The sequence below is a fragment of the Candidatus Dependentiae bacterium genome, from assembly GCA_040878395.1.
Lineage (GTDB): Bacteria > Babelota > Babeliae > Babelales > Vermiphilaceae > JAKBEL01.
This window is the reverse complement of sequence record JBBDMI010000008.1, coordinates 13,424-33,634: the sequence shown is the minus strand read 5'-3', so window position 1 is coordinate 33,634 and position 20,211 is coordinate 13,424. Positions and strand designations below refer to the sequence as shown.

The following is a 20,211-nucleotide window of genomic DNA, read 5'->3' as shown; positions in this document are numbered from 1 at the left end:
AAGAAAAGTTATGAAAAAAATATATATGTTAATACTGCTGAACTGTATGCAACTACATGCCGCTGATCCTCAAACTACATTTAAACAATTCATAACAACACTGGAAGATATCACTCCATTTGAGTTCGTAACCTTGCAAAGCACTGCTCAAGATAACCCGAACATGTGGCTTTTATATGGCATAGATTGGAACAAACCTGAAATCATGAAATTTGCATTGCAATATAATGCTGATCCAAATTGGTATTCACCACGAAACAAAAAGGAAACAAACCTAGAGAAAGTCATATCTAAAATAAAAAAACAAAATGCCGATCCGGCAAAAATAGAAACAATGATAAGAATTTTATTAGATCACAAAGCTGATCCAACGATAATAACAAAAAATGGTAAAAGCTTAAAAATGCGCCTTCAAGAAATGGATGAAGATGATCCTATGTATAAACGATTAAAAAAATCCGGCATTATTAACTTAATTAACCCTGAAAGCTCAATCAAGTTTGCCGGCAAAAAATAATTTCTTTGTTTTTCATTTTAAGAACAGCATTTTTTTGCTTCAAATGAAATCGACATTAAATCAGCTAACATGTCATGCAAAGTAATAGTACCAAAAATCACCTTATATATGCCATCACACACCGGCATGGCAATCTGTTTTTTATGCATTAACTGGTGTAGTGATTGCGCCGTATTGATACCTTCAGGAATGTAACCGGTCGTTGCTAAAATATGATCTAACGATTGACCTGCTCCCAAAGATCTGCCTACATGCAAATTACGGCTTCGTTTTCCCATTGCAGTTAATGCTAAATCACCTACACCGGCCAAACCATAAAATGTTTCTTTTTGCGCGCCCATAGCAATACCAAGTTGTACCATTTCATGCAATCCTCGTGTGAATATAAATGCTTTTGCATTATCTGCAAATCCTGCACCATCAAGCATACCCACCCCTAAAGTGATAACATTTTTCAATGCTGCAGCCAATTGCACTCCAACCATATCTAAATTCACATAAGGCCGAAAATAAAGATTAGCCATCAACTCCTGAAGTTCATCGGCAATTGTACAATCTTGTGCCGCAACGGCAACACCGGTGATATCTTTACGTGCTAAATCGTGAGCAAAACTTGGACCGGCAACAACCGCCTGTTTTGTTTGGTAATCAAAAACATCATCGATAATTTGACTCGGCAACATAAGCGTATCCTGTTCAATACCTTTACTGGTAATCACCCAGACCTGCTCTTTTGAAAAGCAATGGACGGTTTGCTCTAATGTTTTTCGTAGAAATTTAACCGGAATAGCTTCAAAAATCCACCGTACACCACAAATTGCTTGAGAAATATCTGAAGTAGCTGAAATCTTTTTATCTAAAACAACACCGGGTAGATAACGCTTGTTTTCATGAAATTGATTAATATCATTGGCAACTTCAGATTCATATGACCACATTAAAACCTCATGACCATTATGCGCCAAGAGTGTTGCCAATGCCGTACCCCAAGCTCCTGAACCTAACATTGCAATTTTCATGATCCAAAATTCCTTATTCGTTGATTAAACACATCAAAAGCTACTTGTAATTCCTTGGTTGTAATTTCCGGCCACAAACGATCTGAAAAATAAAATTCTGCATACGCAGACTGAAAAAGTAAAAAATTACTCAAACGATGAACGCCACCTGTGCGAAAAATCAAATCAGGCGTCGGTATATCACCAAGCCATAATGCATTCGATACTGTTTTTTCATTGATATCATCTACTGCCAATTGCCCATTTTGCACATCTCTACACAACTGTTTTGTTGCATGAACAATCTCTTGTTGACCACCATAACAAAACAAAAAATTAAGTTGTAGGATAGCACCCGCCTGCGTTGCTTGTTCAACTTTCAAACAAGCAGATAAGACATCTTGTGGAAAAAAAGCACGATCCCCAATAAAACGAACTTGAATTCCTTTTTGAATAAACTCTTGAACGTTTAATTGAGCCTCTTTGACGAGCAGACTAAAAAGAAAATTTTTCTCTTGATCTGATCGTTTAAAATTTTCAATAGAAAAAGTATAGAGTGATAAATATTTGATCTTATTGTGTATGCAAAACTCTATTGCCTGACGAACTGCATCTACACCCTTTTTATGACCAACCCAAGGTTTCCACCCATGCTTCTTGGCAAATCTACGATTACCATCCATGATGCATGCCAAATGCTGCATGAGCTTCCTTAATGCAATACTGACTCAGAACGTTTATACTGTTTGCTTTTCACTGCATGCACTACAAAGTTAAGAAGCATATGCGCTGATGTAATAACTACATACATACCCATTGCTGCAATTAAACGTTCAAGTGCAACTACAGGGATCAATTGCATCCAAGCTGCTGGTGTCATTGAATTAACAACATATAAATGCATTACTGATCCGACAGCATGCGCTAAAAACGTACTTGCCAAAGCGGTGAAAAATCTATTATTCAATTTAAATAACGCAATTATCATCGGTATAAACCAAAAACAAGCATAAGCCATTGCTTGGCTACCCACAGGATGGGCAACAAATAGTATCATCGCAACTGCAGGAATAAAGAGATTCAATAAGCGAGCATATCTTGTCCAAGCCAAAGAAGCACATAAAGTAGGGACTCCACAATAAGCAAAATGCAATGCACCTGATATAAAGCGTACAGCAAACAAACTTGAAAAAAGCGCAAAACAGCCGGTCACACCGAATAGCGAGCCCAACAATGGCAATAAGCAATGAGAAAGAGAGAATGAAAAGTTATCAACGCCAACAATAAGGCTTAATTTACTAAACATAGCCAATAAAATTACACCTATCATACAAGCGAGCATAACACCTGAAAGCAATGTTTTTTTATCCATTATTTTATTCCTTTTCCTGTTATAATCTAAATATAAAGCCTTTAATCTATAGTTTATCAAAGGAAAAAAAATATGAAATACAAAGCTATTATTTTTGACATGGACGGCACTATTATAGATACAGAACATGTATGGAAACTGGCCACTAAAAAACTTATCGAACAAAAAAAAATCATACTCACCGAGCAACAATCATGTGAACTTTATGGCCAACTGACCGGACTTGCGTTACCCGACAGCTGTCTGCTCATAAAACAGATAACCTGTATAGAAGACAACATACAAGACTTAATGCGCGAAAAAATGTGTTTAGCAAACAGCATGTACACAACCGGCATTCAATTCATCAAAGGATTTATAGAGTTTCATGCCAAAGCACAAAAATTACAACTCAAAATGGCAATCGCCACAAATGCACATGAAGACACAGTAAAAGTTACTCAAGACGCACTTAAACTCTCTGATTACTTTGGATCACATATATATTGTGTTTCTCATGTGAAAAACCCAAAGCCTAATCCCGATATCTATCTTCATGCAGCTAAAAATATTGAAATTGATCCATCTGAATGTATTGCTATCGAGGATTCAGCACCGGGTATCACTGCTGCCAAAACTGCCGGCATGTTTTGCATCGGTATTAACACTGCAAAAAGACCCGACACCCTCAAAGATGCGCATCTGGTTATCAATAACTATGAAGAACTGACCTTACCGGATTATATTTTTAAAAAAGAAAAGTAATTATATATCCAAGCAGGCTTATCAACAAAGCAAAACTGCCGATCATTCGCAACAATGCAAACATTTTATTATCATAGACCATTGATAATGCTAACAATAAAAAGCCAATAAAAAAAACTATTGAGCACACATTTTTAACCAAAAGCAAAAAATTAATTGGCTCGCCCAATGTGCCCGGCTGAGAAAGAATACCTAACCTATACAAACTAATATCTCTTACCAAAAAAAAGAGTTGCAATGCCAAAATAACTGATATAGACGCAAGGAGCATATACTTAAATATCTTTATCATCTAGTTCTTCCTTTTTCTCAAATTTATTAGCGATTCGATATCCCGTAATTAAAAATGCAATTGCCAATATAGAAAAAAACAACATCAAGATCCACATTGACAATGTAGGCGTCTGTTGCATAGAAGATAAAACGCCAACGGTCCCTATGAGCACTGATGCTAAACCAAATATATTCAAACCCATTTTAAAAAAAGCAACCTGAACAAATGCACTGATAATAATCCAAACCGTTCCTACAAATAACGCAAAATCATAATAACTTCTTGTCTGATGATCTCGCGCACTCTTGAGCTTTTGTTGCATTTTCAGCTCTTCTTCTTGATAAATATGCTCTAAATCAAGGAGCTGATCTGATATACGATTAATCTCTTGATAATGTTCACTTCGTTGTTTCAATACCTCTGGATCATCAGAAACCTCAAATGTTGCAACCTCTTTTTGCAAGTTACTTAATTCACTCTGTAAAAGATTCATACGCTCGACAAGCAAACGCGATGCCTTAAATTCCGCCGGGTCATGTATTGGACGGAAATAATGTAAACCTCTGTATACCAAAAAAGGCACAACTATGAGTGTTACAACAACTTGAGAACCAATAATAATTTTATTTTTTAATTTCATTAGATATCTACCTCTTTTTAGCACAATACAGACTGTTTTCAAATTAACATATTATTTTCTAAAAATAGTAGGTTTATTTAAAAAAAACGGTTTCTACATACATAAAAGCGTGAACTATTACTCTTTTTAAACTAAACCTGATATACTCTTTTTTGGTATCAATATTCAAAGGGGCAAAACGTGTTATTATTTATTTTCACGCCAATGATCTGTTCATTTGCATTCACATTTGGACTTTCATATATAAAATCATATAGAACAAATAAACAAAATATTAAAGATGCACTTCCTATCGGACCGGACAACACAATGGTCGTGTTCGATTTACATGGCGTACTGTTCAATCATGAATACTTCACAATGTTCATGACTTTTTTACGTAGCCCACTTAAATGGAAATTAATGCGTGCATTAATAAACCCTTGCTTAATATGGGACCTTCTCAAATTGATGTATCGCCGACCGGTTCCTGAATCATTCTTTATGTATCTGGCTCACCACTACAAAGACATAAAAGATGCTTTGCCATTACTCATTGAAATTGCCAATAAACAACGCCCCAATCCCAAAACCATTCAGATTGTAAAAAATCTCAAGCAACAAGGATATGAACTCGCTGTCCTTTCTAATATCGGACAACTCATTTTTAATGATTTAGAACCAAGTCACCATGATCTTTTTCACATGTTTAACTACATCATTATCGCAACACCTGAAACACATTACACGAGTAAACCCAACCCTAAAATATATGAACGATTACTCAATGAAACTGATAATACTAAAAACATGATTCTTGTAGACGACAAAGAAAAAAACATTTGTGGCGGCCTACCTTTCGGAATTATAGGCATTACATTTAAGAATGCAAAACAATTACAAGAACGCCTTAAGAAGTTACACATATCCGTTTAGTGTACTTATTAGTAAGCTTTTTACTTTTTGTCTTTTTGCGCGGTTCTTTATGTTTTGTATGACCTGCTTTTTTTGCTTTCTTAACTTGTATTAATACAGGAGCCCTATCTACTTTTTCTTCATTGGATTTTTTATGCTTCCTGCGGCCTCTTTCAAACGGTTTTTTATTTTGTACTAATACGCTAACTTTATCCATCTCTGTTTTATATTGAGCTAAATTTTCACGTAAAGCATGAGTAATTTTCCTACGCTGCATATACTGATCAAAGAGCTTTTCTTTATTTTCCATTTTTTTAGAATCTCGAATAGATAACGCATTACGCTGAAACCCTACGTATGGATCAAGTAATTCATAACTATCAGACAAATGTTTTTTATAAACTTTAAAAAGCGATAACAACCTCCTTTTTGACCTCCGAGAAACAGGAATTTCACATAGCATCATGTTATAACTTAAAAATGCCAACATTATACCCGTATGATTGCATCGCACACCCTGTTTGTCTATGTTTTTAAATTCCAATGATAAGTCAACTAATCCGTAGGCAAACCTATAAGCTTCTTCAATACGAAGGTGAAGCTTCACATCAAAATGATTATACACTTTCACCTCATAATTTTTATTTTTTTGGGTAGTAGGCAACTTATCAAGAGGATGCTTAAGCAGATCGCTTCGCATTTTGTCCACAACATTTAAAAGCAATGATTCATCTGCATTATCAGTACAATGCGTGATAAAAAAAAGAAAAATAAATATCGTACCTACAGATCCAATCACATTATTCCTTTTCTCATCTGTTAAATCTTAAATTGAGTACAATATAAAACAACGCATTACATTATTTAACATAACACACAATCTTTAATGCAACAATTTTTAGGAATCATTAAGAATAACGGACATCAAGATACTCAACGGTGTTTTTTTAAATTATTTGGCAATATGATCTTTATATTGATCACATACACGATGCACAATCGCAAATGCTTCATCAGCAGTATCTACCAATATAAAAAAATCAAGATAATATTTTTTCATATACCCTTGAGCAATTGCTTTATGCTCCATCCAATCAATAAGCGGCTGCCAATAATCAATACCAACAAGCACTAATGGAATCGGTGGGACACGTTTATGTTTCATATAATTAAGCACATCGAACAGTTCATCTACAGTTCCTACGCCACCGGGAAATACTACAATGCCTAATGAATAACGAACCATTAGCCATTTACGAATAAAGAAATAATTTACCCAAAACACTGGGCTACATTTATTTTCAAAGTCATCATCAACACCATGAACTGCTATGCCAAGTGTGTTCAGTTTGTCATCATTTTGTTTACCATCTTTGGAGCCACAACTTGCTGCAAACATAATCCCTGGACCGCCGCCGGTAACTGTAGAGATTGAATGCTCTGCGAGACGTTTTGAAAGCTCATACGCCTGTTTATAATATACAGAATTTTCTTTTGCTTGCTGACCTCCGAATATGGTGATAATCGGCATGCGCACTTTTGCAAGCATACATGCACCACGCATCATTTGAAAACCAAGCTTAATCGCGTTAAAAAACAGATAGCTACCATGTTTAACGCATGAAATTTTCATTTCTTATCCTTTTTATCTTTTTCGCTCATGATCGGTCGACAAAAATCATGCACAATATCAAACGCCTCTTGTATATCATCAGTTAATACAAAAATTTCTAAATGTTCTTCAATAATAAAACGATGCCCTAACACCTCTTTTTTCAGCCAATCCATAAACGGCTGCCAGTACTCGATACCAATTAAAACAATCGGCGAAACAGGCAATTTTTTTGTCCGTATCAAAGTAAGCAATTCTGTCAACTCATCTAAAGTTCCATAGCCACCGGGAAAAACAATAAACCCGTCCGAATAACGTGTTAACAACCATCTACGTGCAAAAAAATAATCCAATATAAAATATTCTTTTACGCATGGATTTTGACCTTCGCCCAAACCCTTTACACCAATACCAATGGATGAACCACCATTTTTTTCATTAGTCGCACCACAACTCGCTGCTTCCATAATGCCTGAACCACCTCCTGTCACGACTGAAATCCCGGCTTTTGCAAGCCGTTGCCCCAACTCATGAGCCAATTCGGCATAATCATCTGTTTGTAATGCACGAGCTCCCCCAAAAATGGTAACCATTGGATGGGGCAACTTTTGCAAACGAAAATAACCATAAACTATCTGATATGAAACACGCATTAAACTGAACCATAATGAAATACAACCACCTAACCGCTGCAACAAAAACATGCCATACCCTCTATCCGACTTGAAAATGTTTATTTATTTTACTGCCATACAGCATAAAACAATGCAAAAATTAAATACGAGAGTTTTGTACTAAATTTATTTTTTTATTTAAATAAACAACTATTACTTGCACATTTTATGAGTTAAGTTATGCTCTTTTTAAAAGAATTAATGAACAAATTAATGAGGATTAATAATGAAAAAGACAGATATTTTATATGGACTAACATTTTTAAGTTCGTTGAGTGGTTGCCTGCAAGAACAAAAAAACGACATACCACAAGTCACTCAAAAAGAACAAGGAGCAACACGACATATGACCACTACTAATTCAGGATTACAATACGAAATCCTCACTCAAGCCCCTGAAAATGCTGATGTAGCAAAAAAAGGCACAATGGTAACCGTACATTACACCGGTTGGCTTGATGAAAACGGTAAACAGGGCTCAAAATTTGATAGCAGTGTTGATCGCAACCAACCTTTCCAATTCCTTTTAGGTATGGGACAAGTCATTAAAGGTTGGGACGAAGGTGTTGTCGGCATGAAAGTTGGTGAAAAACGTCGTTTGATTATTCCGGCAGAACTTGGCTATGGTCAACGTGGAGCAGGTGCAGTCATTCCACCTAACGCTACATTAATTTTTGACGTAGAATTATTAAAAGCTTAAAATTAAACGTTCTATGTAAAAAAAGCGTTTAATAAAATAATCACAGTTTTCCCTATAGTTCAACTATTTATTTAAGTTTTAGATTCCTATTTGAAATTTTTATATTTTTTCAATATACTTAAAATGAATACGTAAAGATATGATATAAAAAAAAGGGCTATAGGGGAATCATTGTGAAACAATTACATATTTACTATCTTCTCTATTTCTTATGCACAACATTGTACACCTCTACACATAGCACCATTGCAAATGTTTGTTGTCCCAATATCAATATCTCTACAAACAACAAAGTTCGTCTTACCTTCTTTGTGCATGGCATCATGAGCATCAAGCCGCATCTTTCATTTTCTAATTTTATGCGTTTCATTACCGATCGTATTGAAGAAACCTTATATTCTGAAACCGTAAAGTATATGCGCGAAGATGATTTTTTCTTTAAAAATCAAGCTATGCAAGAAATTGGATTACATAAAGTTGATCCTGATCGCATTGAAAAAGGATATGCATCTGGGCTCGTTGCGCGTCAATTTAATATGATTGAAAAATTAACCAATCCACACTGTAATTATGATAATCATTATTATACCTATGGTTGGTACGGACTTCTCAGTACACGCATTAGATATTATGATGCAATTCCACTGTATCGAAGCATAACAGCGGAAGTCACTAAGTTTCGTGCTCAAGGAATCGATCCTGAAGTGCGCGTAATTGGCTATAGTCATGGTGGCAATGTATGCCTTAATTTAGGTGCCGTACGCCAAAATGAAGATGTTGATCAAACAATAAAGATTGATGAACTCATTATGCTTGGTGCGCCAATTCAATGTGAAACTGATTTTTTACTTGCAGATCCAATCTTCAAACGTGCTTATCAAATATATTCTCGTGGCGATCGCATACAAAAATTAGATTTTTTCTCCACAAAACGTTTCTTTTCACGACGTCGATTTAGTGAGCGAAAATATTTTAAGTTACCTGAGAAATTGACTCAAATTCAACTGCGTATGACACGTTCAGTACAAGGAAAACATCGTACTGAACTGCCCTGCTTTAACCCAAATGATGTTCCAAGCATTTCAGGAAAATCAAAACGTTTCCGTGATGCCTCACCAGGCCATATTGAATTATGGTTTTATGGATGGACCCCTGCGAATTATCGCCAAAATTTTATTTTAGAACCACTACCATTCATGATTTTCCTTCCATATCTTCTTGATCAAATAAATCAAAATTTATGCCGCGCACAAGCACCAAACCCTAAACAACCAATCATCATGGATATTCGCCCTGAATATGAGCATATGATTATCAAGAATCAAAAATCATGGAAAGATGTAACCATCGTTGAATTTTTCAATAAACAAACAATAAACAAACTCAAAGAGATGGTCAAACCATGTATTCCGGATTGCTACGATATTGAAGAATATGATGAACATATCGAAGCATCACTCGAAAAAGCAAGACAAGATAAAGAAAAACGAGATTTAATATATAAAGGACGCAAAAGGCGCCGTCGTGCTGAACGCAAATACCGAAAGAAAAAGCGACACCCATTTAGCGCAACATTAATTTCGTAACTTACTTATTCAAATCATGCCAAATAACGAGTAGATCCTTCATATCCAGTTGCTGTGCACGTTGATTGAGCAGCTCCTCTGAAAGCTTATTCATATCATAATGCGATTGCATTAAGTTGTTACGCAATGTACGTCGTGGCTGTTTAAAGCAAATTTTAATAAATTTCCAAAATTCTGCTTCATTTTCAATTTCAGGAACATTTTGTTTTGTTTTAAAATATAAAAGACGAGAAAATACTTTTGGTGGCGGATTAAATGCTGTTGGTGGAATTTTATCCATCAATTTCCAATCAAAAAAATGTTGAAAAAACAATGATGGAAAACCATAGCCACGTCCTTTTGTTTTGACTATTTTTTGTGCAACCTCTTCTTGCACCATCACAACACCCTCTTTGAGCAGATGACGATGCTGTTGAAATCGATGTAAAATAGGAAATGTAACTTGATAAGGTAAATTGGCAAGCACCGTCCAAGGCTTATGCTCATCAAACATAGAAAAATCGATATCCAAGAAATTTTCATGAAATACCGTTAACTCTTTGCATGAATAGGTTTCAGTAATATATCCTGCCCAATCAGGATCGATTTCAAATGCCCATAGGCGAGCAATGGGACATTGCAAAATAGATTTAGTTAAAAACCCACCCCCCGGACCAATCTCAATAACCGACGCATTATTAATTTCAACAGCATCAATCATATGATCAACAACTCTTTGATCAGTTAAAAAATGTTGACCATATTTCTTTTTGAGAAAAATATCCTGAAATTTGCCGTGAGCCACGTGTGCCAACCCCTACATTGATTTAAGATCCATTTTGCTAATATACACAGTGTACAGTGATCAGATAAGCTTTGCAATCCACTTATGCGCAAAAATTACTGATTAACATTATTTCCATGCATGATACTATATAATGTTATATATATATAGAAAAACATACATATTACCTGAAGGTTCATTATGCATATTTTTAAAAAAACTCTATTTTTTGGTCTCGCAATAGGAACATTGTCTTCTCCTTTATATGCTATGCATCATGCAAAACGAATATGGTCAGAATTAGGCACCAGCATTCATTTTGCACTAGCCAGTCAAATGGCAGTAGGTGGCATTATAGCAATGAGAGAAGATAATACTCATCCTGCACCACCTCTTATTAAAGATTTTGTCCACACAATACTAGAAAGAGAAAATGTCGAAAAGCCTGAAAAAATAAAAGTCCATATAACAAAAGAAAAATCAAGCGAATATGCTACTAATGGCACTAAGGTCACTCTTGCTCAAGAAGAAGCCAAGATACTAGATCATATCCTAAAAACAGACCCTACAAATCGGCCTTATTATACATTAACAAAAGAATCTCAGGATTGTTCTGTCTACGAAAAGTGGACATATCAAGATTATTTAACATGCTCAAAAGCTATTCTAGCTCATGAGGCAGCACATATAAAAAACAAAGATGTTAAAAAAATGATAGCTTCTTGCTTTCCAATCCCCATAGGAACATTACTTTTATCTAGATATAAACCCCTTTATCAAATCATAAAACACGGAATGTTTACAAAAGTAATATCCGGACTGGGACTCAATGAAATAAACAAACTCATTTTTTTTGCAAATAGACGGCATCAGGAAAAACGTGCTGATGAAGCTATAGTACACAGAGATGAAATAAAAGAAATAATAAAATACCTCACTTTCTATGCTCACATAGATCCAAAGCCTTCATCTCTTTATGAACTATTACATAATGATCATCCGAGCGATATGAGCCGTATAAATCGATTTGCAAAAAGACTGGAAGAAATGGATGAAGTTGTTGAAGAATAATATATTACTTCACTCATCTTACGCACTCACAAATTTAATAACTTATTTTAGAAGAAACTCTTTTTAAAATTATTATCACACAGTTTTCAAATAGTATGTGATAATAATCGAAGTGAAAAAACAAAGTAGTTTACCCATTTTGTCATCAAGTATGTTGTTAACTTGATGACAAAATGGGTAAACTACTTTCATCTATAATGATCATTGCTATACAAAAAATTTTTAAAAAAATGTTCACATTTATTGAAAAAAGTAAAAAATAATTTTGCGTAAGGTGAGTTATTTCATTAATGCATCACGAAATGCATCAAGTTCTTCCAAAACTTTACCTGCACCTTTAACTACGCATAGCAATGGATCCTCAGCAACACGAGTCGGCAGACCGGTTTCTTTTGCAATCAAATCTGCCAAGCCACGTAATAACGCACCTCCACCTGCCAAGACAATCCCACTATCGACCAAATCTGATGACAATTCAGGTGGTGTATTTTCAAGCGCAACACGTACACCTTCTACAATGTTTGCAATAGTCTCAAGTAGTGCTTCGTTCACTTCAGGTGCTGTTAAAGTTATAGTTTTGGGTACTCCGGTTACTAAATCTCGTCCCTTAACATCCATACTTTCCTGTTCAGAATCTTTTGGTAATAATGCAGAACCAATATTCATTTTAATTTTTTCTGCTGTTCGCTCACCAATTAACAAATTATATTTACGCTTTACATATTGCACAATTGCACGATCCATTTCATCACCGCCAACACGCACTGATTTGCAATACACTACATCTTTGAGTGTGATAACGGCAACTTCAGTCGTTCCACCACCAATATCAACAATCATACTGCCACAAGGTTCCTGAATGGGTAACCCTGCACCAACTGCTGCTGCCATCGGTTCCATAATGGTATACACTTCACGCGCACCCGCTTGTTTTGCAGAATCTTCAACTGCACGTCGTTCAACTTGTGTAATACCTGATGGCACACCAATAATCATTCGTGGTCGTACCAATGTGCGGCGATCATTGTGTACGGCACGAATGAAATAACGCAACATACTTTCAGCTAACTTAAAATCAGCAATTACGCCATCACGCAACGGACGACTTGCTACAATGCTCTCAGGAGTTTTGCCAAGCATCTCTTTTGCTGCTTTTCCTGCAGCCAATACTTGATATGAATCTGATTTGACCGCAACAACCGAAGGTTCATCTAATACAATACCTTTATTGCGTACATAAACCACCGTATTTGCAGTACCTAAATCAATTGCTAAATCATTTGAAAAAATCTGAAACAGTTTTGTTGCAGGAAAAAATTTCTTCAATTTGTCCATGCCATCCTTCATTACTCACCCTTTATTAAAAACTAAATTCAACACCCAACACAATTTTATTGGTTTTCAGTGCTCTTACCGTTTCAAGCAGATTAGAAGGAACATCCCATGCAAAAAAGACAATTGGCTCAAAGCTACGGCACACTTTTGTCTTACCAAAATCATAAAAAACATTCAAGGTAATATAATCAGAACCCCAACTTGTCTCTTCTTCAATTGAACATTGATCAATATCACACATTGGAGGGCAACATTGTAAGTTCCATGAATCTTGCCAGTGACGACGAATGGTAAGTAATACGCGCATGCCCAAACCTTTGTGAATATTCTCAAAATTTGCCCAACCCATTGCTACAAATGTTGGACCCGGATTCACATCGACTTCACTAATAAATGGACTAAATTGAAACGGTTCGCAATTCAATGGTACACGTTCAAGCTTTGTGCGTGAAAAACGTTTGCTTATTCGCATAAATGCACCGGCTTTCCAATCTTCTTTTAGTTCAAATTCAGCTTGTCCTTCAAGATATGCCCCCCAAAATCCATCTCCACCAAATGGTATCGATGTGGGTTCATCAATTTGTTTTGATTGGCCTGCAGGCAAAAGTGCTCCAACACTTGCTTGCGCCCAAATACTGCGAAACTTAAGCTTATAATCCCAGTTACGTTGCCACATAAAATACACATCTAAATCACCAAACCCGGTTTGTGATGCATGGTCTCCTGTTCTCAAAGACGCCATTACATTCATGCCACGCCGTACACGATCTAACAATAGTCGATCACCGCGCGGCAATGAAAGTGACAAATCTGATTCGTTTAAATTTAAGAAAAATTCTGATGTAGTATCAACACGCATAAAGTATCCATAGAAACCTAGGTAATACTCTTTAAAAAGTTTTTTGCGCAAGGAAAACTCGAATCCTTGAGCTTCTAACTTTCCTTCTGAATTCCATATAATTTTTTTTCGTTGAAATTCTGATGGCAATGGATTAGGGCAACCAAGTGCCACAAATGAACGGGCAACAGACTGTTGATTATATTCCCCAGTCAATTCCGGAATACCGATTTCACGATCAAATTTTCCAAATGCTTTACTCGCTGTTGCAAAAAAAACATCAAACGAACTATGCGATGACCTTCCCGGCACTACAATATATGGTCGTTGTAAAAATGGAATAAAACGATTATCAAAAATTGTTGCGTGCGTGTTACCGATAACAAACAAAAAACTAATTACAAAAAACTTCGTTGTACGTGACATATTTAGACTTCCTAGCGACTTACTCATTTTTTTAGAGAGAGAGGGATTCGAACCCTCGATTCCATTTGCATGAAATAATCGCTTTCGAGGCGACCGCATTCGACCACTCTGCCATCTCTCTATTATTTTAATTCATTTAATAATACCCAATTTTCTTGTTTTGCAAAGCAAAACCAACAGACAATCAGCTTGTTTAGTATAACCTAAATAAAAAAAAATTCTTGTGTAACATTTAGGTAGACATTGATTAGACTTATAAAGCATTAATTGCTACTCTTTTGTCGTATTTTCACCAAGCACCTCTAAACCCAAAAAAAAAGGGACGGTAAAATGAAACAAAATATACAAGCCATCGTATTGGCTGCCGGCAAATCAACTCGATTAAAAACCGGACGTAGTAAATTAATTGAAGAGATTTGCGGGCAACCAATGATCGTATTTAGCACAAAGCTATTAAAATCCTTAAACATTCCAACAACAGTTGTTGTTGGGCATCAAAAAGAATTAATAGCCTCAACATTAAAAACATATAAACAACAAGCAGACTTTGTTACTCAAGATGCAAAAAGCAAAGGAACAGGGCATGCTCTCCTTTGCACAAAAGAACAATGGAATAAAGAACACATATTGGTTTTAAATGGAGATATGCCCTTAATAACTTCTGAAATCATCCAATCATTATATACAAAACATATCGAATCTCATGCAGCTATCAGCTTTGTCATGGCTCATAATGCAGATCCAACAACAAGTTATGGGCGTGTAGTCAAAACTGATTCCGCTATTAAAATTGTTGAAGCAAAAGAATTTAATGAAGATACATCAGAACATTGCTGTATTAATGCAGGCATTTATTTAATTAAAAGAGATTTTTTAGAAGAACATAGTACTTCCTTAAAACAAAATGCTGTTAGCTCAGAATATCATATTACCGACTTGGTAGCGATTGCAAGTGAAAACAACTATACCGTTTCGACAACCATCGCACCGTTTGATCATATTCGCGGCGTAAACAATCAACATGAATTATGGGCAGCTGAACAGATTCAACGCTCAAATATTATTAAACATTGGATGGAAAATGGTGTACGTTTCTCAGTTGCACATAATGTGCACATAGACTTAGATGTTGAAATTGGTGCTGGAACTTATATAGGATGCGGCGTTCATATTTTATACGGCAGTAAAATTGGCAACAACTGCAAGATTCATGAATATTCATCCCTTGAAGGGACCGTTGTTGGCGATAATACAGAAATAATGCCGTTTACTATTGTAAAAAATGCAACTGTAGGAAACAACTGTCAAGTTGGTCCATTTGCACATATTCAAGAAGAAACAATAATTGAAGACTCTGCAATCATTGGCAATTTTGTTGAAATAAAACGTAGCACTATTGGCTCACATTCAAAAGCAAAACATTTAAGCTACATTGGTGATACTGAAATTGGAACATCAGTAAACATAGGTGCCGGCACTATTACTTGTAATTTTGATGGAAAAAATAAAAACAAAACCGTTATCAAAGATAATGTATTCATTGGTAGCAACAACACCATTGTAGCACCTGTTACCATCGAACAAAATAGTTTTACTGCTGCAGGTTCAACCATTACAAAAGATATTCCCTGTGATACACTGGCTATTGAACGTGGAACCCAAATGAACAAAATAGGTTACACAAAAAAATTGTTTAAAAAAAAACAGACTGAACCTACATATTGCAAGACAACAGATACTAAAAAAGAAAGAACAGAATTTATGGGTGCAGTGCGAACTTCTAATGATCCGATTGAAAACGATTTATGATACGATTTATTCATATAGCTGACATCCATTTTGGCATGGAAAACTACGGTAAAATTGACAGCAAGACGGGCATCCATACCCGTCTGCTTGATTTTGAACGTGCATTAAATTTTTGCATTGATGTGGCAATCGAAAAAGAGGTAGATTTTTTTCTTTTTGCAGGTGACGCATATAAAACTGCCCATCCAAGTCCCACACAGCAACGATTACTTACTCGCTGTTTCTTGCGCTTACACAAAGCAAATATTCCCTTAGTTATGGTTATAGGAAATCATGACAACCCTTTAAGCTTTGGCAAAGCAAACAGTCTTGATATTTTTGGTCAATTTCCCACAACTCATTTTCATGTAATCGCAAAACCGAAATCATTTGTATTACAAACAAAAAGTGGACCGGTACAAATTGTAGGCATTCCTTGGCCAACACGTAACACAATTTCTGTTTCAAAAAAACATGCACTCAAATCTGCAATCGAGCTAACTGAATATATTTCAAAAGCTGTCGGCAAATTGATTAACAATTTTGCTCAACAGTTGGATCCTACAATTCCTGCAGTATTTACCGGACATTTAACGGTCAGTTCCGGTATTTTTTCAGGATCGGAAAAACGAGCAATTTATGGCACTGACCCGGTATTGCTGCCTTCACAGCTTGCAATTGAACCGTTTGATTATGTTGGCCTTGGTCATCTACATCGTTACCAAGATCTGAATAAAAATGGATACCCTTCAGTTGTCTATGCCGGATCGCCTGAACGCATAGATTTTGGTGAAAGGAAAGAAGATAAAGGATTTTGTGTCGTAACTATACATGAAAAAAACAAAACAACACATGAATTCATTAAAACGCCACAACGACCATTCATTCAAATTGAAGTCAAACTTACATCGGACAAACCACAAACAGAACAAATGCTCGATGCAATTAAAAAACATGATCTAAAAGATGCAATCGTAAAAATCTTATATCATATTCCTGAAAATAAAAAAGATAATGTCGACCTAAAAGAGATTCAAGCTTTATGCACTGAAGCTATGTTTGTGGTAGGTATTATTCCTATTCGCCAAGTTGTTGTGCGCGAACGACGCGGAGCAATGAAAGTTGATATGGATATTGCCACCCTACTTGATCGTTATTTTTCAGCGAAACCTGAACTGGTTGAACGTAAGCGTGAATTGATTGAAAAAACGTTGGCAATTCAAGATGAAATTGAAAGTCAGCAAAATATTAATTAATTTTTTTAGATTTACTTCCATAAACAACTTTTGTTAATTTTTCAAACTTATTCAATAAAGCATTATAATCTTCTAAAGTTAAATAAACTTTTACCGGTTTACCACTTTTATCATTAATAAATTGTGGCTCGATATATTTTTTTTTCTTTTTTACCATTATATCTCCTGCCTAATACATAACAATAGTTGCTTTGTCATACAACTCTTTTTTATATGCTTCCATTAGCTCTTGAAATTTGGGACTTTTAAGCTCATTTTCAATTTTATTATAACGTTCAGATAATGGCACTAAACGTTCCGGTTTTTTGCTCACTAACTTAAACATCTCAAAGCCCTGTAGGGTTTCAGATGGTTGAGAGGTTTGCCCAATTTTCATAGTATAAATATACTGTTTATCAGATGCGATTTCATCATGCATCAACACAAATGGCTCTGACCATACAAGACGCACATTACCTTTTCCGGTTTTTGCAAAATGAGAAAGACGTTTTTTCATTTCATTTTTTGGTTCCAAATCCGAATAAGGCACTAATGCACGAACAATTTCATATTCAGCCGGCTCAACTTCCGGATGTGCATTGTAATAACATTCAACTTCTTGCTTTGGAACAAATAAACTTGATCGAACTTTGAAATCAAACATTTGACTGATTGCCGACATCTTACCCAATTGTGCTTTGGCCTCTTGCAATGTATAACCCGCTTGAGAAGCTAATTTCATCATATCATCTTCTGATAGTTTATTCTGTTTTTTTACCTCTTCCCAATGTTTTTCCATTGCAGCACCATCAGGCACCGCACCAATACGCTTTGCATCTAAAAAAACTAAATATTCAAATATCAACTCATCAAATGTTTTTGGCTGCCCATCCAAACCGGGACGTGCAACTTCAGATTCAGTAATTATTTGCGTTTCTGTTTCACCATAAACCACCGATTTTATGCCATCAACTTTATAGCGAGCATGAACTGATAAACAAAAGAACAGTCCTTGCAATAAAACTATACATAAATTTTTCATAACTAAAAACTCCAAGGCACTTCTTGTCATCCTCCCAGTCGACGCCAAGGCTATGGCGGACAGGCGAAAAGGATCTAGGCCAAAATAACAACATTAAAAAATAAACACCATCAATTATAATCTAAATTTAATTGAAAAAAAACTTAAAACCTCTTATTTCGGAGCAAACGCATCTAAATTTACTTGTATAATAATATTCAATATAAATGAAATAATCACTCGTTTTGTCATCCCTGAAGGGGATCCAGCGGTGACCGGCGTAATATCAATAAAGGTTTGGCCAAAATAAATCTATATTTTTTTTATAAATCATTCTAATAATGCCAATTTAATTTTTGAACATATTATTGATCTAGTCTTTTTTCAAGATTATGCCGGTCACCGCTGGATCCCCTTCAGGGATGACAAAATAAAGCGAATTAATTTCACATCATGTCTTTTAAATTAAAATTCAAATGCATTTATCCCGTCTCTTACTCTTCTTTGCAGAGGAGTATACCGCATTTTTTAAAATTATCGCACTCAAAAAAAAAGGATCCTTCAAAAAACTCATCCTGCGCGCGCGTCGAAGCTTTAGCGCAGTCGTGAGCCTATAGAAGGATCCATAAATAACTTATCTTTTAATTATATTTATACCGTTTGTGTTGCAGGTTGAACATCTGCCAACTCTTTTACTGCAGATCTTTCCGGTGTTTCATTAGCAGCAACTGTCTCTTCTTGAGCAGCCATCATTTGCGCTAATGGATTGTCAGCTTTTTCACCTGCTTTTGGTTTCAACGGTTCATCATTAACAATTACGTTAAACTCTTTTTTGTAACCGTCAATTACTTTTTCAAACAGTTCCATCTGTTTTTGTTTCTTAAGATATTCTTCTAGGCTTGGTTTGAGTTGATCATCAAGTGGACGATACTTAGGCTCTTCTTTGCTATGCGCTTTAACCACCCACCACATGTCACCAACTTTTACCAACTCATTTGTTGGGAAACGATTTAAGCTCACCAATTTAGAGCGCAATGCAGGATCAATTGCCAAGCTTTGATTATTTACCATTTTGAAATCACGATAGTTATCAGCAAATCCGGCATCTTTCGCAACTTTTTCAAAATCAGCTTTACCCTCTTTTGCTTTTGCTAGAAATGCTTTTGCATCATCTTCTTTGTTAAATGATACACCTTCAGCTTTTACACCACCTTGTGAAATCATTAAATCAGGAAGTTTGTTTTTGTTTTCTTCATAGAATGCACGTACTTCAGCTTCAGAAACTTTAACCGGATGCTTTTCACCAAAATATTTTGTGTTGAGCATTTTTTTGACTTGATCCATTGTTTTTTCAAACTCTTGGACATATTCCGGTGTACGATCAAGACCTTTGTTTGAAATATAATAATCTACAACCTCTTGATTAACCATTCCTTGCAAGAAGTTACTTTTTGCATCCGGCATAAATGGCAGTACCTGTGCCAATTGTGGACTCTCTTCTAACAAACGATCAAATTCCGCATTTAAACTGTTAAGTGTAATCACTGGACGACCATCAATCGTCAATAACACTTCTGAACCATCATCGAGTGACTTTGCTGCTGTTGAATTTGAACCGGCTGCTGTAGTTTTGTCATCACCCGGCAAACATCCGGATAAAAAAACCAATGGTGCCAAAAGCAAACTCAGGCAAAAATGCTTCTTAAAAGTTATATCCATAAAG

Annotated in this window: 22 protein-coding genes and 1 tRNA gene; 8 read left to right on the top strand and 15 right to left on the bottom strand. The window is 35.6% G+C overall.

The window, feature by feature from the left end; genetic code table 11:
• The first annotated feature begins 10 nt into the window (after positions 1 to 10).
• Positions 11 to 517: a hypothetical protein gene (locus WD055_03560; GenBank protein MEX0849281.1), complete on the top strand. Its 507-nt coding sequence runs from the start codon at positions 11 to 13 to the stop codon at positions 515 to 517.
• 17 nt (positions 518 to 534) lie between these two features.
• On the opposite strand, the gene WD055_03555 is transcribed toward WD055_03560, so the two are convergent.
• From WD055_03555 to WD055_03545, 3 genes are read right to left on the bottom strand one after another with little or no spacing between them, the layout of a single operon-like run.
• The gene (locus WD055_03555; protein ID MEX0849280.1) at positions 535 to 1,536 is read right to left on the bottom strand and encodes an NAD(P)H-dependent glycerol-3-phosphate dehydrogenase; all 1,002 of its coding nucleotides are present in this window, start codon (positions 1,534 to 1,536) and stop codon (positions 535 to 537) included.
• Positions 1,533 to 2,219: a polyprenyl diphosphate synthase gene (gene uppS / locus WD055_03550; GenBank protein ID MEX0849279.1), complete on the bottom strand. Its 687-nt coding sequence runs from the start codon at positions 2,217 to 2,219 to the stop codon at positions 1,533 to 1,535. Before uppS ends, WD055_03555 begins: the two co-directional genes overlap by 4 nt.
• Before the next feature lie 8 nt (positions 2,220 to 2,227).
• Positions 2,228 to 2,887: a hypothetical protein gene (locus tag WD055_03545; GenBank protein MEX0849278.1), complete on the bottom strand. Its 660-nt coding sequence runs from the start codon at positions 2,885 to 2,887 to the stop codon at positions 2,228 to 2,230.
• A 72-nt stretch (positions 2,888 to 2,959) separates the two neighbouring features.
• On the opposite strand from WD055_03545, the gene WD055_03540 reads away from it, so the two are divergent.
• On the top strand, positions 2,960 to 3,631 hold the full coding sequence (locus WD055_03540) for an HAD family phosphatase (protein MEX0849277.1): 672 nt from the start codon (positions 2,960 to 2,962) through the stop codon (positions 3,629 to 3,631).
• Here WD055_03540 and WD055_03535 read toward each other — a convergent pair.
• Together WD055_03535 and WD055_03530 are read right to left on the bottom strand one after the other, a co-directional pair.
• Entirely contained in the window at positions 3,615 to 3,923 is a 309-nt protein-coding gene (locus WD055_03535) for a hypothetical protein (GenBank protein MEX0849276.1), read from the bottom strand. The genes WD055_03540 and WD055_03535 overlap by 17 nt on opposite strands.
• A complete protein-coding gene (locus WD055_03530; protein ID MEX0849275.1) occupies positions 3,907 to 4,545 on the bottom strand; it encodes a hypothetical protein in 639 nt (212 codons plus the stop codon). The genes WD055_03535 and WD055_03530 overlap by 17 nt, the downstream gene beginning before the upstream one ends.
• A 180-nt stretch (positions 4,546 to 4,725) precedes the next feature.
• Here WD055_03530 and WD055_03525 point away from each other — a divergent pair, with 180 nt between their 5' ends.
• On the top strand, positions 4,726 to 5,460 hold the full coding sequence (locus tag WD055_03525) for an HAD family hydrolase (protein ID MEX0849274.1): 735 nt from the start codon (positions 4,726 to 4,728) through the stop codon (positions 5,458 to 5,460).
• Here WD055_03525 and WD055_03520 read toward each other — a convergent pair.
• From WD055_03520 to WD055_03510, 3 genes are all read right to left on the bottom strand, one after another.
• Complete coding sequence (locus tag WD055_03520; protein MEX0849273.1) at positions 5,435 to 6,238, bottom strand: hypothetical protein; 804 nt, start codon at positions 6,236 to 6,238, stop codon at positions 5,435 to 5,437. The two genes, WD055_03525 and WD055_03520, sit on opposite strands and share 26 nt — an antisense overlap.
• A 153-nt stretch (positions 6,239 to 6,391) precedes the next feature.
• On the bottom strand, positions 6,392 to 7,072 hold the full coding sequence (locus tag WD055_03515; protein MEX0849272.1) for an LOG family protein: 681 nt from the start codon (positions 7,070 to 7,072) through the stop codon (positions 6,392 to 6,394).
• Positions 7,069 to 7,755 (bottom strand): TIGR00730 family Rossman fold protein, encoded by a 687-nt coding sequence (locus WD055_03510; protein MEX0849271.1) that lies wholly within the window; start codon positions 7,753 to 7,755, stop codon positions 7,069 to 7,071. Before WD055_03510 ends, WD055_03515 begins: the two co-directional genes overlap by 4 nt.
• A 316-nt stretch (positions 7,756 to 8,071) precedes the next feature.
• Here WD055_03510 and WD055_03505 point away from each other — a divergent pair, with 316 nt between their 5' ends.
• Positions 8,072 to 8,425 carry an FKBP-type peptidyl-prolyl cis-trans isomerase gene (locus WD055_03505; protein ID MEX0849270.1) on the top strand — a complete coding sequence of 118 codons (354 nt, stop codon included), beginning with the start codon at positions 8,072 to 8,074 and terminating at the stop codon, positions 8,423 to 8,425.
• A 173-nt stretch (positions 8,426 to 8,598) separates the two neighbouring features.
• Positions 8,599 to 10,011: a hypothetical protein gene (locus tag WD055_03500; GenBank protein ID MEX0849269.1), complete on the top strand. Its 1,413-nt coding sequence runs from the start codon at positions 8,599 to 8,601 to the stop codon at positions 10,009 to 10,011.
• Between the two features lies 1 nt (position 10,012).
• On the opposite strand, the gene rsmA is transcribed toward WD055_03500, so the two are convergent.
• Positions 10,013 to 10,795 (bottom strand): 16S rRNA (adenine(1518)-N(6)/adenine(1519)-N(6))-dimethyltransferase RsmA, encoded by a 783-nt coding sequence (rsmA, locus tag WD055_03495; GenBank protein MEX0849268.1) that lies wholly within the window; start codon positions 10,793 to 10,795, stop codon positions 10,013 to 10,015.
• 180 nt (positions 10,796 to 10,975) lie between these two features.
• Between rsmA and WD055_03490 the strand changes: the two genes are divergently transcribed.
• Entirely contained in the window at positions 10,976 to 11,845 is an 870-nt protein-coding gene (locus WD055_03490) for a M48 family metalloprotease (protein ID MEX0849267.1), read from the top strand.
• 279 nt (positions 11,846 to 12,124) lie between these two features.
• Here WD055_03490 and WD055_03485 read toward each other — a convergent pair whose 3' ends face one another.
• The 3 genes from WD055_03485 to WD055_03475 all read right to left on the bottom strand — a co-directional run bounded on the left by WD055_03485 (position 12,125) and on the right by WD055_03475 (position 14,565).
• Positions 12,125 to 13,192, bottom strand: a complete 1,068-nt coding sequence (locus tag WD055_03485; protein MEX0849266.1) for a rod shape-determining protein — start codon at positions 13,190 to 13,192, stop codon at positions 12,125 to 12,127.
• 13 nt (positions 13,193 to 13,205) lie between these two features.
• Positions 13,206 to 14,444 (bottom strand): hypothetical protein, encoded by a 1,239-nt coding sequence (locus WD055_03480; GenBank protein MEX0849265.1) that lies wholly within the window; start codon positions 14,442 to 14,444, stop codon positions 13,206 to 13,208.
• A 32-nt stretch (positions 14,445 to 14,476) separates the two neighbouring features.
• Positions 14,477 to 14,565: transfer RNA gene (locus WD055_03475), tRNA-Ser, on the bottom strand.
• Positions 14,566 to 14,774: 209 nt separating this feature from the next.
• On the opposite strand from WD055_03475, the gene glmU reads away from it, so the two are divergent.
• Together glmU and WD055_03465 are read left to right on the top strand one after the other, a co-directional pair.
• Positions 14,775 to 16,253 carry a bifunctional UDP-N-acetylglucosamine diphosphorylase/glucosamine-1-phosphate N-acetyltransferase GlmU gene (gene glmU / locus WD055_03470; GenBank protein MEX0849264.1) on the top strand — a complete coding sequence of 493 codons (1,479 nt, stop codon included), beginning with the start codon at positions 14,775 to 14,777 and terminating at the stop codon, positions 16,251 to 16,253.
• Positions 16,250 to 17,488, top strand: a complete 1,239-nt coding sequence (locus WD055_03465) for an exonuclease SbcCD subunit D (GenBank protein ID MEX0849263.1) — start codon at positions 16,250 to 16,252, stop codon at positions 17,486 to 17,488. Before glmU ends, WD055_03465 begins: the two co-directional genes overlap by 4 nt.
• Here WD055_03465 and WD055_03460 read toward each other — a convergent pair.
• From WD055_03460 to WD055_03450, 3 genes are all read right to left on the bottom strand, one after another.
• Positions 17,481 to 17,645 carry a hypothetical protein gene (locus WD055_03460; GenBank protein ID MEX0849262.1) on the bottom strand — a complete coding sequence of 55 codons (165 nt, stop codon included), beginning with the start codon at positions 17,643 to 17,645 and terminating at the stop codon, positions 17,481 to 17,483. The two genes, WD055_03465 and WD055_03460, sit on opposite strands and share 8 nt — an antisense overlap.
• Positions 17,646 to 17,657: 12 nt before the next feature.
• Complete coding sequence (locus WD055_03455; GenBank protein MEX0849261.1) at positions 17,658 to 18,509, bottom strand: hypothetical protein; 852 nt, start codon at positions 18,507 to 18,509, stop codon at positions 17,658 to 17,660.
• Between the two features lie 630 nt (positions 18,510 to 19,139).
• Complete coding sequence (locus WD055_03450) at positions 19,140 to 20,207, bottom strand: peptidyl-prolyl cis-trans isomerase (GenBank protein MEX0849260.1); 1,068 nt, start codon at positions 20,205 to 20,207, stop codon at positions 19,140 to 19,142.
• Positions 20,208 to 20,211 lie beyond the last annotated feature (4 nt).